Source organism: Enterobacter quasimori (assembly GCF_018597345.1).
GTDB lineage: Bacteria > Pseudomonadota > Gammaproteobacteria > Enterobacterales > Enterobacteriaceae > Enterobacter > Enterobacter mori.
On sequence record NZ_JAHEVU010000001.1, the window covers coordinates 1274793 to 1288903 of the forward strand.

At 53.2% G+C, this 14111-nt stretch carries 13 protein-coding genes and 5 tRNA genes; all 18 read right to left on the bottom strand.

Features of this window, described 5'->3' with window-relative positions:
• Positions 1-4: 4 nt before the first annotated feature.
• The 18 genes from nadA to mngB all read right to left on the bottom strand — a co-directional run bounded on the left by nadA (position 5) and on the right by mngB (position 14106).
• Entirely contained in the window at positions 5-1048 is a 1044-nt protein-coding gene (gene nadA, locus KK102_RS06130) for a quinolinate synthase NadA (RefSeq protein ID WP_109081185.1), read from the bottom strand.
• A 222-nt stretch (positions 1049-1270) separates the two neighbouring features.
• Positions 1271-1346, bottom strand: a tRNA-Lys gene (locus KK102_RS06135).
• A gap of 31 nt (positions 1347-1377) precedes the next feature.
• Positions 1378-1453 (bottom strand) — tRNA-Lys (locus KK102_RS06140).
• Between the two features lie 41 nt (positions 1454-1494).
• Positions 1495-1570, bottom strand: a tRNA-Lys gene (locus KK102_RS06145).
• Between the two features lie 3 nt (positions 1571-1573).
• Positions 1574-1649 (bottom strand) — tRNA-Val (locus tag KK102_RS06150).
• A 27-nt stretch (positions 1650-1676) separates the two neighbouring features.
• Positions 1677-1752, bottom strand: a tRNA-Lys gene (locus tag KK102_RS06155).
• Between the two features lie 161 nt (positions 1753-1913).
• Positions 1914-2708 carry a cell division protein CpoB gene (gene cpoB / locus KK102_RS06160; protein WP_100165267.1) on the bottom strand — a complete coding sequence of 265 codons (795 nt, stop codon included), beginning with the start codon at positions 2706-2708 and terminating at the stop codon, positions 1914-1916.
• A 9-nt stretch (positions 2709-2717) separates the two neighbouring features.
• Positions 2718-3239, bottom strand: a complete 522-nt coding sequence (gene pal, locus KK102_RS06165) for a peptidoglycan-associated lipoprotein Pal (protein ID WP_003858578.1) — start codon at positions 3237-3239, stop codon at positions 2718-2720.
• 35 nt (positions 3240-3274) lie between these two features.
• Positions 3275-4567, bottom strand: coding sequence for a Tol-Pal system beta propeller repeat protein TolB (gene tolB, locus KK102_RS06170; RefSeq protein WP_089598921.1), 1293 nt, complete (start codon positions 4565-4567; stop codon positions 3275-3277).
• Between the two features lie 134 nt (positions 4568-4701).
• Positions 4702-5955 (bottom strand): cell envelope integrity protein TolA, encoded by a 1254-nt coding sequence (gene tolA / locus KK102_RS06175; protein WP_126544198.1) that lies wholly within the window; start codon positions 5953-5955, stop codon positions 4702-4704.
• A gap of 28 nt (positions 5956-5983) precedes the next feature.
• Positions 5984-6412, bottom strand: coding sequence for a colicin uptake protein TolR (gene tolR / locus KK102_RS06180; protein ID WP_003858589.1), 429 nt, complete (start codon positions 6410-6412; stop codon positions 5984-5986).
• Positions 6413-6415: 3 nt separating this feature from the next.
• Positions 6416-7108 carry a Tol-Pal system protein TolQ gene (gene tolQ, locus KK102_RS06185; RefSeq protein ID WP_089598919.1) on the bottom strand — a complete coding sequence of 231 codons (693 nt, stop codon included), beginning with the start codon at positions 7106-7108 and terminating at the stop codon, positions 6416-6418.
• On the bottom strand, positions 7105-7509 hold the full coding sequence (gene ybgC, locus KK102_RS06190) for a tol-pal system-associated acyl-CoA thioesterase (RefSeq protein WP_003858593.1): 405 nt from the start codon (positions 7507-7509) through the stop codon (positions 7105-7107). Before ybgC ends, tolQ begins: the two co-directional genes overlap by 4 nt.
• A 148-nt stretch (positions 7510-7657) precedes the next feature.
• Entirely contained in the window at positions 7658-7948 is a 291-nt protein-coding gene (gene ybgE / locus KK102_RS06195) for a cyd operon protein YbgE (protein ID WP_010428735.1), read from the bottom strand.
• Complete coding sequence (gene cydX, locus KK102_RS06200; RefSeq protein ID WP_003858598.1) at positions 7948-8061, bottom strand: cytochrome bd-I oxidase subunit CydX; 114 nt, start codon at positions 8059-8061, stop codon at positions 7948-7950. Before cydX ends, ybgE begins: the two co-directional genes overlap by 1 nt.
• Before the next feature lie 14 nt (positions 8062-8075).
• Positions 8076-9215 carry a cytochrome d ubiquinol oxidase subunit II gene (gene cydB, locus KK102_RS06205; protein WP_216357201.1) on the bottom strand — a complete coding sequence of 380 codons (1140 nt, stop codon included), beginning with the start codon at positions 9213-9215 and terminating at the stop codon, positions 8076-8078.
• Between the two features lie 15 nt (positions 9216-9230).
• Positions 9231-10799 (bottom strand): cytochrome ubiquinol oxidase subunit I, encoded by a 1569-nt coding sequence (gene cydA / locus KK102_RS06210; RefSeq protein ID WP_089598917.1) that lies wholly within the window; start codon positions 10797-10799, stop codon positions 9231-9233.
• Positions 10800-11475: 676 nt separating this feature from the next.
• Positions 11476-14106 (bottom strand): mannosylglycerate hydrolase, encoded by a 2631-nt coding sequence (mngB, locus tag KK102_RS06215; protein WP_216357202.1) that lies wholly within the window; start codon positions 14104-14106, stop codon positions 11476-11478.
• Positions 14107-14111: the final 5 nt, after the last annotated feature.

Below are 14111 nucleotides of genomic sequence, written 5' to 3' on the forward strand. Positions count from 1 at the left end.
TACGTTAAGTACGTAGTGTAGCCGCAAAATCCAGCATGCGGTTAAGCGGAATTAACGCACCTTCCCGCAACGCCGCATCAACATGAATTTCATGCGCTGCCCCGCCCGTCTCGAGCCCTTCGGCAATCGCTTTCAGGCCGTTCATCGCCATCCACGGGCAGTGTGCACAGCTGCGGCACGTTGCCCCCTCGCCTGCGGTTGGCGCTTCGAGTAGCTCTTTTTCAGGCACCGCCTGCTGCATTTTGTAGAAAATACCGCGATCGGTAGCCACGATAAGCTGCTTGTGAGGCAGCGTCCTGGCCGCGTTGATAAGCTGGCTGGTTGAGCCAACCGCATCGGCCATATCGACAATCGACTGAGGCGACTCTGGATGCACCAGAATGGCCGCTTCCGGGTACAGCGCCTTCATACGCGTCAGCGCCTGAGTCTTAAATTCGTCGTGAACGATACACGCGCCCTGCCAGCAGAGAACATCTGCGCCTGTTTGCTTCTGAACGTAATTACCGAGGTGGCGGTCAGGCGCCCAGATAATTTTCTCGCCCAGGCTATCCAGATGTTCAATCAGTTCAACGGCGATGCTGGAGGTCACCACCCAGTCTGCGCGGGCTTTTACCGCCGCAGACGTATTGGCATAGACCACCACGGTGCGGTCAGGATGGGCATCGCAGAACGCGGTGAATTCCTCAACAGGACAGCCGAGATCGAGAGAACACTCTGCGTTGAGCGTCGGCATCAAAATTGTTTTTTCCGGGCTGAGAATTTTTGCCGTTTCCCCCATAAAGCGCACGCCGGCGACCAGCAGCGTGGAAGCAGGATGTTTTGCACCGAAGCGCGCCATCTCCAGTGAGTCAGAAATACACCCGCCGGTCTCTTCCGCCAGCTGCTGGATTTCCGGGTCGGTGTAGTAATGAGCCACCATCACCGCATCTCGTTCTTTGAGAAGACGTTTGATCTTCTCGCGGTAGAATTGCTTTTCATCCTGGCTCAGCGGGACAGGCTTTGGCGGAAACGGATAGATTGCGGCTTCGGGATCAAACATCACACTCATTATGGCTTCTCGTTTTACTGGCTTAACAATATTGCCTTTCTTTTGCCTGACATAGCAAAACGCGTGGCAATTGTGTTTTGTATACTAAACAAGATAGCGAATCTGGAGTGAAAAGTCACCGGAAATAGCTGCGCATAGCATTTGTCGGGTGGCGGCTTCGCCTTACCCGACCTACACAACAGACAGATAGCAAAAAGGCGCCTTTAGGGCGCCTTTCTACACTGGTGGGTCGTGCAGGATTCGAACCTGCGACCAATTGATTAAAAGTCAACTGCTCTACCAACTGAGCTAACGACCCCTTGCGGGATGTACTGCAAATTTATTCAGGCTGGTGGGTCGTGCAGGATTCGAACCTGCGACCAATTGATTAAAAGTCAACTGCTCTACCAACTGAGCTAACGACCCATTCGGGTGTTGCCTGAACTGTCACTCGGCACCAATAAAATTGGTGGGTCGTGCAGGATTCGAACCTGCGACCAATTGATTAAAAGTCAACTGCTCTACCAACTGAGCTAACGACCCGAGTGGTGGGTGATGACGGGCTCGAACCGCCGACCCCCTCCGTGTAAAGGAGATGCTCTACCAACTGAGCTAATCACCCACTCTGTACTACTGGTTTTGCGTTAAGTGGTGGGTCGTGCAGGATTCGAACCTGCGACCAATTGATTAAAAGTCAACTGCTCTACCAACTGAGCTAACGACCCACTTTTACGCTGTTTTCACGTTGTTTGATATCCCGTGGCAACGGCGGCATATATTACTGATTTAAGAATTCTGCGCAACAAAAATTTCGATGAAGATCACTTAACTGCTTACGAATCATGCGGCACGACCAGAAATAACGCGATTTCTGGTCATGCGATAATCATCCCATCGAACTCAGACGTTTTTGCGCCTGTTTGGCACCTTCGGTACCCGGGAATTTTGTGACAACCTGCTGATACACTGCTTTGGCCTTCGCAGTGTCACCTTTGTCCTGCATGATCACGCCGACTTTATACATCGCATCCGGCGCTTTTGGCGATTTCGGGTAATTTTTCACCACTGAGGCAAAATAAAACGCCGCATCGTCCTTTTTACCCTTGTTGTAATTCAGCTGACCGAGCCAGTAGTTCGCATTTGGCTGATAAGTGGAATCAGGGTACTTCTTCACGAAGTTCTGAAACGCAACGATAGCGTCGTCCTGGCGAGATTTATCCTGTACCAGGGCGATAGCCGCGTTGTAGTCAGTATTCGCGTCACCGCTCTGTACAGGCGCGCCTGAAGAGGCTGGCGCATCTGCTGTCGGAGCAGGTGTCGCTGTCGCCGCACCGCTTTGGTCGCCCGCAGCTGGCTGTGCTGCTGCACCACCGCTACTCAGGCTGTCCATCTGCAGCAAGATCTGCTTCTGGCGTTCCACAACCTGGTTCAACTGATACTGGCTTTCCTGGATCTGGCCGCGGAGAGAGTCAATATCATTTTGGTTATCGGAAAGCTGCTGCTGGAGTTGGGTTAAAAGCTGACTGTGAGCGTTAGAAATACGCTCGAGTTGAGTGACCCGGTCTTCTACCGAGCCTGAGCCGACACTACTGATTGGTGCCTGAGCAAAAGCGGCCCAGGGGGCCGCTATTCCAACCAGTAACGACAGACTCATGAGATGATGTCTGAAGTTACTGCTCATGCCATTCTCTTAGTAAACCAGTACGGCACGACGGTTTTTGGAGTAAGCCGCTTCGTCGTGACCCAGTACTGCAGGTTTTTCTTTACCGTAAGAAACGATGGAGATCTGGTCAGCAGAAACGCCTTTACCCTGCAGGTACATTTTAACAGCGTTAGCACGACGTTCACCCAGGGAGATGTTGTACTCTGGAGTACCACGTTCGTCCGCGTGACCTTCTACGGTGACTTTGTAAGACGGGTTGCTACGCAGGAAGTTAGCGTGAGCATCCAGCATCGCAGCGAAATCAGAACGGATGTCGTATTTATCCAGATCGAAGTAAACGATGTTGTTCTGCTGCAGCTGCTGCATCTGAAGACGCGCTTGCTCTTCAGAAGACATGTTGCCATTGCCGTTAGCGTCCATACCGGTGCCGGCACCCATCATGCCTTCACCGCTCTGGTCATTGCTTGCGTTCTTGTTAGAAGAACACGCTGCGATTGCCATTACAGGCAGAGCGATCATCAGCCCCTTCAGCACTTTGTTCAGTTGCATTTCTAAGATTCCTTTAGTAATCAATTAATTATTATTTACAGATACGGCGACCAGGCAGGTGATTTTACCTGTCCATCAGTTGCCGGAATACGCGCTTTGAAACGCCCATCTGTAGAAACCAGATTCAGCACAGATCCCATCCCCTGAGAAGAGCTGTAGATTACCATCGTGCCGTTAGGTGCCAGACTTGGCGTTTCATCCAGGAACGTTGACGAGAGAACTTGCACGCCACCCGTTACCAGATCTTGTTTGGCAATGTGCTGCTGACCACCCGCAGAACTGACCATTACCATCGTTTTACCATCGGCACTGACGTCAGCATCCTGGTTCTGAGAACCTTCCCAGGTAATACGCTGCGGCGCTCCGCCGTTGATATTCACTTTATAAACTTGTGGACGACCTGCCTGGTCGGACGTGAAGGCCAGGTTCTGGCTGTCCGGGAACCAGGTTGGTTCGGTGTTGTTGCTACGACCGTCCGTCACCTGACGGATTTGACCAGAGCCGATATCCATCACGTACAGGTTCAGGCTACCGGTTTTAGACAGGGCAAAGGCCAGTTTTGAGCCATCCGGAGAGAACGCAGGCGCACCGTTGTGACGTGGGAACGACGCAACCTGACGCACGGCACCGTTAGACAGCGTCTGGATAACCAGCGCAGAACGACCGCTTTCGAAGGTTACGTAGGCCAGTTTGGAACCGTCAGGAGACCACGCCGGAGACATCAGCGGCTGTGGAGAACGGTGAACGGTGAACTGGTTGTAGCCATCGTAGTCAGAGACGCGCAGCTCATAAGGGAACTGGCCGCCGTTGGTCTGAACCACGTAAGCGATACGGGTACGGAATGCACCTTTAATACCGGTCAGCTTCTCAAACACTTCGTCACTTGCGGTGTGACCCGCATAGCGCAGCCACTGCTTGTTCACTTTATAAGTGTTCTGAGCCAGAACGGTACCAGGCGCACCGCCGGTATCGACCAGCTGATAAGCCACGTTATAGCCGCCGTCTGGGGCAGGCGTTACCTGACCGACCACAACCGCATCAATACCCAGCGCAGACCACGCCGCAGGCTGTACTTCCTGCGCGGTACCCGGCTGCTGTGGCAGGCGAGAACGATCTAATGGGTTGAATTTGCCGCTGTTACGCAGGTCAGCGGCTACAATGCCGCCGATGTCTTCAGGCGCCGCACCCGGGCCAGCCCACTGGAACGGAACAACGCCGATTGGGCGCGCCGAGTCCACCCCCTGGGTGATCTCGATACGTACTTCTGCATGCAGCACAGCTGCCCACAGCATTAAAAAACTAAATGCTACACGTAATGCCTGCTTCATCATATCTCCCTTATCTGGGTAACCTTACCCACGATAATTTAGCAGAATGTTAACAAACTCAAATAGACAAAACTACCTGAACCCTGTGACTAAACCTGGTCTATTTTCCCCCGTTTGCACGGGGAAAATGTAACTTAAGGTTTGAAGTCCAGTGGCGCATTTTTAAAGACTTCATACACGGCCTGAGAAGGCGGTTTTGGCATCTTCGCCTGACGCGCTGCAGCCAGTGCTGCAGTACATAAGGCTGGATCGCCACCTTCAGACTGAATATCGAGCAGCATCCCATCCGGCGCCAGTTTTATACGCAGCGTACACGTTTTACCGGTGTAGGAAGACGCATCATAAAACCGGCTTTCGATAGCGGATTTAATCTGCGCGGCATAACCGTTGATTTCAGCGCCTGATGCTCCGTTACTCTTAGTGTTACCACTTCCAGACGGCGCTGCGTTGTTTCCTTTCGCTCCGCCACCCGTTTTCGGTGCATTCTTACCTGAACTGAGATCGCCCAGCAGATCGTCAACGCCTGCAGCAGCGGCAGCTTTTTCAGCAGCAGCAGCCTTTTTCGCAGCGGCTTTTTCGGCGGCTGCTTTCTTATCGGCAGCGGCCTTCGCGGCTGCAGCTTTTTTATCGGCTGCGGCTTTTTCAGCGGCGGCCGCTTTTTCTGCTGCGGCTTTCTCGGCAGCAGCCGCTTTCTTCGCCGCCTCGGCTGCAGCTTTCTTCTCTGCTTCCTGAGCGGCTTTCTTCGCGGCTTCCGCTTCTGCTTTCTTCTGAGCATCAGCAGCGGCTTTCTTCGCGGCTTCCGCTTCTGCTTTCTTCTGAGCATCGGCAGCGGCTTTTTTCGCGGCTTCCGCTTCAGCTTTCTTCTGTGCGTCAGCAGCCGCTTTCTTCGCAGCGTCTGCGGCTAATTTAGCCTGCGCATCAGCCTGTGCTTTCGCATCCGCAGCGGCTTTGGCCGCAGCCTCCTCCGCCTGCTTCTGCTGTTCTTGCGCTTTCTTCGCTGCGGCTTCAGCCTGTTTCTGCTGCTCAGCCTGCTCTTTCGCCGCTTCCTGCGCCTGCAAACGCTCTTTCTCAAGCTGCTTCAGACGCTCCTGCTCCGCGGCCTGCTTTTCACGCAGTTCTTCCGCTTGCTGTTGCGCCTGTTTTTCACGCTGCTCTTCAGCACGTTTTGCGCTCGCCTGCTGCTGTTGCTGACGATTATAGTTCTGCACTACCGCACCGGGATCCACCATGACGGCATCGATGGAAGATCCCCCACCGCCGCCAGCTGATGTATCAATGTGCTCGTCGAACGAACTCCAGATCAGCGCTGCAAAAAGAATAACGTGCAGCACTGCGGAGACGATTATCGCTCGCTTAAGCTTGTCGTTCTGTTCGGTTGCCTTTGACACTATCGGTTCCCAAAAACTACGCAGATGATCAAATAGGCTGAGTCATTAAGCCAACAGACTTAACGCCCGCGCTATGTAGCAAGTTCAGCGCTTTAATAATTTCATCGTAAGGCACGTCTTTCGCGCCACCGATTAAGAAGACCGTTTTCGGATTTGACTCCAGGCGTCGCTGCGCTTCAGCAATAACCTGCTCGGGCGGCAGTTGATCCATACGATCTTTCTCGACCACGACGCTGTACTGCCCTACACCGGAAACCTCAATGATGACCGGAGGATCGTCATTGGTGCTTACCGCCTGTGATTCTGTCGCATCCGGCAGATCAACTTCCACGCTCTGGGTAATGATGGGCGCTGTCGCCATGAAGATCAGCAGCAGTACCAGCAGTACGTCCAGCAGTGGAACGATGTTAATTTCGGACTTGAGCTCGCGACGACCTCGTCCACGCGATCTGGCCATGGTTTACCCCTTGTTGCTCTCGGTACTGGTAAACGCCTGACGGTGCAGAATCGCGGTGAACTCTTCCATAAAGTTGTCGTAGTTCAGTTCCAGTTTGTTCACGCGCTGGTTCAGACGGTTGTAAGCCATAACCGCCGGGATTGCCGCAAACAGACCGATAGCGGTCGCAATCAGTGCTTCAGCGATACCCGGCGCAACCATCTGCAACGTCGCCTGCTTCACCGCGCCTAACGCGATAAAGGCATGCATGATCCCCCACACGGTACCAAACAGACCGATATACGGGCTGATGGAACCCACAGTGCCGAGGAACGGAATGTGCGTCTCAAGGGTTTCCAGTTCGCGGTTCATGGAAATGCGCATCGCACGCGACGCACCTTCTACTACCGCTTCCGGCGCGTGGTTATTCGCGCGATGTAAGCGGGCAAACTCTTTGAATCCGCTATAGAAAATTTGCTCGGAGCCTGAAAGATTATCACGGCGCCCCTGGCTTTCCTGGTACAGACGAGAAAGTTCGATACCCGACCAGAACTTGTCTTCAAACGCTTCGGCTTCACGGCCAGCGGCATTAAGAATACGCGTTCTCTGGATGATGATGGCCCAGGATGCGATTGAAAAACCAATCAAAATCAACATGATAAGTTTAACCAGAAGGCTAGCCTTCAGGAACAAATCAAGGATATTCATGTCAGTCACTGCTTAAACTCCGCGACAATAGACTTAGGAAGCGCACGAGGCTTCATTATGGTTGGATCAACACAGACAATCAGTACTTCAGCTGAGTTCAGTACGGTGTTCTCTGCATTGACTATCCGCTGCGTGAAAACCAGTGAGGTCCCGCGCATTGATGTAATTTCAGTTTGGACTTCGAGCATATCGTCGAGTCTGGCAGGCGCAAAATACTCAAGCGTCATCTTGCGTACCACAAAGGCAACTCGCTCAGCCAACAGCACCTGTTGACTAAAGTGATGATGGCGCAGCATCTCTGTGCGTGCCCGTTCATAAAAAGCAACGTAGCTGGCGTGGTAGACCACACCACCGGCATCGGTATCTTCGTAATAGACACGAACCGGCCATCGAAACAGCGTTGTATTCACTTTACATCCCAGTAATGCAACAAAAGTTAGAGCTTTTAAACTTCGCTACTATACGCGCGGGAATGATGGTTTGGAATGGGAGAAAGTAAACGGAGAGTAAATTTTTATGGGCTCGGGTAAGCCCATATCGTTATAGGACATTTCTTATTCAGAAGAAGAAGAAAATCAAACCAGCGAGGAGAACCAAATCGGCAATCAGCGGGCAGAAAATTCCCTGCCAGTGAACGGCTTTCGGACGAAAGCCCACGCCGTGAATGACCCCTGCGCACACCGCCCACATGATGAGGAAGCCGTGCCAGATCTCAAGTTCGCTAGTCTTTGCCGCGAAGCGCGACGGGTCCCAGAAGATGCAGCCCGCCAGCAGTAATGCCATCACTAAAGAAAGCGCCCGTAACGGGCGCTTGTCCATTACCGCATATAACGTTGCGATAATATTCATCAGTGTTTTTCTTCACCCGCTTTGGTCGCTTCGACGTGCTCAAGCGCCAGGGCAGTGATGACACCAAATGCACAGGCAAGAAGCGTCCCTAAAATCCATGCGAAATACCACATATTCAGCTCCTTACTTAGTACATAGAGTGGGTGTTGCTTTCGATATGTTCTTTGGTGATACGACCGAACATTTTCCAGTAACACCAGATGGTGTAGGCCAGAACGATCGGAACGAACACGCAGGCAACATAGGTCATCAGGTTCAGCGTCATATGGCTGGACGTTGCATCCCACATGGTCAGGCTAGCATTCATCATGGTGCTGGATGGCATGACGAATGGGAACATCGCAATACCTGCCGTCAGGATGATGCACGCCAGGGTCAGTGATGAGAACACGAACGCCAGCGCGCCTTTCTCCAGACGAGACGTCAACACGGTCAGCAGCGGCAGCAGTACGCCCAGCGCCGGGATAGCCCACAGAGCAGGAGTATTGTTGAAGTTCACCAGCCATGCGCCCGCCTGACGCGCAACTTCTTTCGTCAGCGGGTTAGACGGCGCAACATGGTTGATCGCAGACGTCACCACGTAACCATCGATACCGTACACCACCCACACACCGGCCAGAGCGAAGCAAACCAGCGTGATCAGCGCCGCAACCTGAGCCGTTGCACGGGAACGCAGGTGCAGTTCACCCACGGTACGCATCTGCAGATAGGTCGCGCCCTGAGTAATGATCATCGCCACGCTAACAACGCCTGCCAGCAGACCAAACGGATTCAGCAGCTGGAAGAAGTTACCGGTGTAGTAAAGACGCATGTATTCATCGATGTGGAACGGTACGCCCTGCAGCAGGTTACCGAACGCCACGCCGATCACCAGCGGCGGAACGAAGCTACCGATGAAGATGCCCCAGTCCCACATGTTGCGCCAGCGGGTATCTTCAATCTTGGAACGGTAGTCGAAGCCTACCGGACGGAAGAATAAAGACGCCAGCACCAGAATCATCGCCACGTAGAAGCCGGAGAACGCAGCCGCGTAGACCATCGGCCAGGCAGCGAACAGCGCGCCACCTGCGGTGATCAGCCACACCTGGTTACCGTCCCAGTGAGGGGCGATGGAGTTGATCATGATTCGACGCTCGGTGTCATTACGACCGAGGAAACGGGTGAGCATCCCTACACCCATGTCGAAACCATCGGTGACCGCGAAACCGATCAGCAGGACGCCAATCAACAGCCACCAGATAAAACGCAATACTTCATAATCGATCATTTGATGACTCCTGTCTTAGCGTGCCGGCTGAGTAGTCGCGGTGGACTGCTCGTAGTGATAGCGACCGGTTTTCAGGCTGCTTGGGCCAAGGCGCGCGAACTTGAACATCAGGAACAGTTCAGCCACCAGGAACAGGGTGTACAGACCGCAAATCAGCAGCATGGAGAAGATCAGGTCACCCGCTGTCAGGGACGAGTTCGCTACCGCCGTCGGCAGCACCTCACCGATTGCCCATGGCTGACGACCATATTCCGCCACAAACCAGCCGGATTCGATGGCAATCCACGGCAGAGGAATACCGTACAGCGCGGTGCGCAGCAGCCATTTTTTCTCACCGATACGGTTGCGAATCACGGACCAGAAGGATGCCGCGATAATCAGCAGCATGATGATGCCGCAGCCCACCATAATACGGAACGCGAAGTACAGAGGCGCAACGCGTGGAATAGAATCTTTGGTTGCCATCTGAATCTGCGCTTCCGTCGCGTCAGAGACGTTCGGGGTATAACGCTTCAGCAGCAGACCGTAACCCAGGTCTTTCTTCACGTCGTTAAACTGATCGCGAACGGCCTGGTCGGTAGAGCCGGCACGCAGCTGTTCCAGCAGCGAGTAGGCTTTCATCCCGTTGCGGATACGCTCTTCATGCTGCACCATCAGATCTTTCAGGCCAGTCACCTGTTTGTCGACGGAGCGCGTGGCGATAATACCCAGAGCGTAAGGAATTTGAATAGCGAAGCGGTTTTCCTGCGCTTCCTGATCGGGAATACCGAACAGGGTAAAGGCAGCAGGCGCCGGCTGGGTTTCCCATTCGGCTTCAATAGCGGCCAGCTTGGTTTTCTGCACGTCGCCCATTTCGTAACCGGATTCATCACCGAGAACGATAACAGAGAGGATTGCTGCCATACCGAAGCTTGCTGCGATAGCAAAGGAGCGTTTTGCGAAAGCGAAGTCACGACCGCGCAGCATGTAGTAAGAGCTGATACCCAGTACGAACATCGCACCACACACATAGCCAGAAGCCACGGTGTGAACGAATTTAACCTGAGCAACCGGGTTCAGGACCAGCTCAGCAAAGCTGACCATCTCCATGCGCATGGTTTCGAAGTTGAAATCAGACGCGATTGGGTTCTGCATCCAGCCGTTTGCCACCAGGATCCACAGCGCGGACAGGTTAGAGCCTAATGCCACCAGCCAGGTTACCGCCATATGCTGGACTTTACCCAGACGGTCCCAACCGAAGAAGAACAGACCTACAAAGGTGGATTCGAGGAAGAAGGCCATCAGACCTTCAATGGCCAGCGGCGCACCGAAGATATCCCCAACATAGTGGGAATAGTAAGACCAGTTAGTCCCGAACTGGAACTCCATGGTCAGACCGGTTGCCACGCCCAGTGCAAAGTTGATACCGAACAACTTGCCCCAGAACTTGGTCATATCTTTATAAATCTGTTTGCCGGAGAGGACGTAAACCGTTTCCATGATCGCCAGCAGGAACGCCATACCGAGCGTCAGCGGCACAAACAGGAAGTGGTACATCGCGGTCAAGGCAAACTGTAAGCGCGACAGTTCGACTACGTCTAACATTATGACTCCTTGCTCATCGCATGAAGACTCCGAGAGTGAACCCCGTCAGAGAGAGATCCACACGCATGCCCCAATACAAATTATTCGCATCCTTGTCGTCGTTATTACCCTGGAGAAGGATAAAAACGATGACGTCAGGTTACAAATAGGTTAATAAAAAACTCAAATTGGTCCCGCAAATATAATACGCTGCAAAACCCTTACAATAAACAGGTTTTTATTGAATCACATTTACGTTTTTCGACGACGATCAATTTATAGCAAAATTACCACTTTTCAGCCATTTTGATCGGGGACAATTTAGCGCCTTTTGATGGGTTTTTCCAAGGATTAAACTTTGATTTAAATCAAAAACAACCATTGATGTTAACCATGTTTAAACATGGTGAGAATGGTAAAAACCATGTTAATGATATGTGCATGCAAAGATGAGATTGGTTATCGAAGACGGGACAAAATATAAACATAAGTGATTTTAATTAACGCGAAAGAAAGCGACATTTCAACGAGGGGCAAACAATAAAGAGTAGTCGGGCCAGGTTATTTTTCCATTGCAGTTATGCAACCCTCCGAAATTACATTTAATTTACTTTAGACACCCCGTAAGTTAACACCACTGTGTGACTATTTAATGAAAAAAGGCCGCCTTCTCTGCAGCCTTTTGTGTATCACGGGTTCAGGCGAAAAGAATACTAAAGGTTCGCGACTGCCCCGGCCTGAATGCCCCGACAATGCCCTCTTCTCCACACCGCTCCATTATCCGTTCGTTCATGTCCGTTTCGCGCCACCGTTTAACCGTCGGACTCATGGTTAACGTCGTGTCACATGCGCTGGACGCCGAAGGATTGAACAGGCGGAGAATGAGCTCATCACGATCTTCCGCCTTTTTGATCGCACTGAGCACGCATCCCGTTGGCGAAAGCGCTAGCAGGCTGTAACTTTCCGGCGTGATAAACGACGCGCGATTCAGTTTCATCGCATCCCAGGGAATTTTGTTATAGCACTGCACCGGCGTTAACCACGATTTAGCCTGCTGTGCGACGCCCGCGTTTTCCGGCGTACCGCTGAAGCTGAAGAGGCTAAAGCGACAGGTTAACGGTCCGCGCACCTGAGAGTCAGGAACAGGCATTTTGATCCCCGAAGGCCTGCCTGGACGCAACAGCAAATCCTCTTTCCCGAGCAGTCCCACGCCGCGCAACAAGGTTAAGGCGAATGCTTTTTTGTCATTGCCCACCACTTCAAACTCGCGCAGTCCCTCGGTGAAGAGCGCCAGCCCGTTTCGCTTTTCCTGCAGGACGGCATAGTTGAGTAAATTCCAGACGGGAACCGGCGCTTCTTTCCAGCCCTCCTCCTCCCAGGTCGCCATCGCCGCGTCCTGCACCGGGCGAGTGAGCGAGCCAAACTGCGTATCCGCTAACACGTCCTCTGTCATAAACGGCGTTGGGATCAGTACGCGAACGCGGTGGTCGTTGGCCTGGTTATCCAGACGCACGGCGACATCAATACGCCTGCTGTTATGGCTAAGCGTGACGTCAAACTCCACGCTGAGAGAGCCGTTTCGCTGACGCGCCGCGCGTTCGGCCAGGTTCGCCGGAACGGCGATTCGATGGCGGATAGTCGCCCTGCTCTGCAAGCCTTCGTGCGTGAGCTCAACCTCATGCTCACCCTGCGCCGAAGTGAGCCTCCACTCTTCCCGGGAAGGCGAGTAGTCGTACTCGTCGCCATCGTCCGAGCTCTCTTCGATTTCCAGTACGCGGTCATAAATAAGCCCGGTTTCTTTATCACGCAGGCACAGCGTGCCGTCGTCATTTAAGTCAATCTGCCAGAAGGCATTTTCAAGCAAGGATTCGGTGTTTTTCACCGCCGGGAGCACCTTCCCGGCCACGTTCGGCTCGATATACAGCGTACGGTAGCCCATTGACGGCAGTATCTGGCTGAGCTGAATATCAAACTCCATAAACGGCTCGTAATTGCCGTAGTGAACAATCTGCCGGTCAATGAGGCCCGGGTCGAGCTCGCGCGCGCTGCGGATGAAATAGGGGATCTCGTTGCCTTTGTCATCCCGCAGACGGAACCGGCTGGCGCGCAGTCGAATCGTGGTGTTCATCACCTCTTCACGCGGCCATGGCATCAGGTTGAACATCACCAGCTTATCGGCGTCGCTTTGCGGCATGTTGTCGACGATCTTGCGCATATAGAAGCGCGCCAGGTTGTCTGCCATGTCCTCAGCCAGCTCAAAGCGGGAGACAATCTCGCGGTGCACCTTATCGCTGCAGCAGCAGCCGATGCTGTCGTGAGCGTGGTTTTTGAGGATCTCTTTCCACATCTTCTCCAGCAGGCCGTGGTGGTAGTCGAAGCCCAGCGTCCAGGCAAGCGCCGCCAGCGGCTCGAGAATATTGACGATTTTGTTCTCAATCCGGGCGTGCGCAATTTTGATGTCCATCCGTGTAGAACCAATAGTGCGGTGCACACGCATGTATTTCCCGTCGATAAACTCCCCTTTCAGCGTCGCCAGCTCGTCGCGGTGCGCGTCGATATAATCAAACACCTCTTCGAACCGGCTCATCACAAATTGACGCTGGGGATAGATTTCACGAAGCTTATCCATCACCGCGAAAATATTCTGCTGCAGCGGCATCTGGTCATGACCGTTGGGCAGCAAAATCTCTTTGGTGACGGAGGCGTTTTCCAGGACCTCGAAATAGCCGTCGAGCCGTTTTCGCAGCCCGTCTGCGTCCTCCGGTAAGTACTTACCAATCGCGTAGCCCAGCGGCAGTACCTGCGCCGTCACTTCGCTGCCGTCCTGGCTCTGCCAGAGAAACTCGGTTTTGTCGGTCCCGTGGCGTTCAGAACAGCCGCGCCAGAACATCGTGCGGGTAATGCCAAACCCGTTATAGATATGCGGAAGCTGGCAGGACATACCAAATGAATCCGGCAGATAGCCGATCTTCATCGGCTCGCCGAACGCCATACAGTCGCGCATGCCGTACATCAGGTTGCGGACAATCGACTCGCCGCTGACAATTGTGGTATCGGTCTGGGTATACCAGGGGCCGATAATCAGCTTTCCGCGCGCCACAAGCGCCTTCACCCGCGAGCGGTTTTCAGGCACGACGGCAAAATAATCCTCCAGCACCGCCGTCTGTCCATCGAGGACATAATATTTATACTCGTCATCCTGCTCCAGGCGGGTCAGGATCTCTTCCATATTATTGACCAGAAGAATACGCGACTCTTCGGTGGTAAAGTACCACTCACGGTCCCAGTGCATATGCGGCGTGATATGAACGCGAGATACAGCTTTCATCTTCG

Coding starts and splice junctions, on each gene's coding strand:
- mngB (WP_216357202.1), bottom strand. CDS start 14,106: ATGAAAGCTGTATCTCGCGTTCATATCACGCCGCATATGCACTGGGAC.
- cydX (WP_003858598.1), bottom strand. CDS start 8,061: ATGTGGTATTTCGCATGGATTTTAGGGACGCTTCTTGCCTGTGCATTT.
- cydA (WP_089598917.1), bottom strand. CDS start 10,799: ATGTTAGACGTAGTCGAACTGTCGCGCTTACAGTTTGCCTTGACCGCG.
- nadA (WP_109081185.1), bottom strand. CDS start 1,048: ATGAGTGTGATGTTTGATCCCGAAGCCGCAATCTATCCGTTTCCGCCA.
- cpoB (WP_100165267.1), bottom strand. CDS start 2,708: ATGAGCAGTAACTTCAGACATCATCTCATGAGTCTGTCGTTACTGGTT.
- cydB (WP_216357201.1), bottom strand. CDS start 9,215: ATGATCGATTATGAAGTATTGCGTTTTATCTGGTGGCTGTTGATTGGC.
- tolR (WP_003858589.1), bottom strand. CDS start 6,412: ATGGCCAGATCGCGTGGACGAGGTCGTCGCGAGCTCAAGTCCGAAATT.
- tolB (WP_089598921.1), bottom strand. CDS start 4,567: ATGAAGCAGGCATTACGTGTAGCATTTAGTTTTTTAATGCTGTGGGCA.
- ybgE (WP_010428735.1), bottom strand. CDS start 7,948: ATGAATATTATCGCAACGTTATATGCGGTAATGGACAAGCGCCCGTTA.
- pal (WP_003858578.1), bottom strand. CDS start 3,239: ATGCAACTGAACAAAGTGCTGAAGGGGCTGATGATCGCTCTGCCTGTA.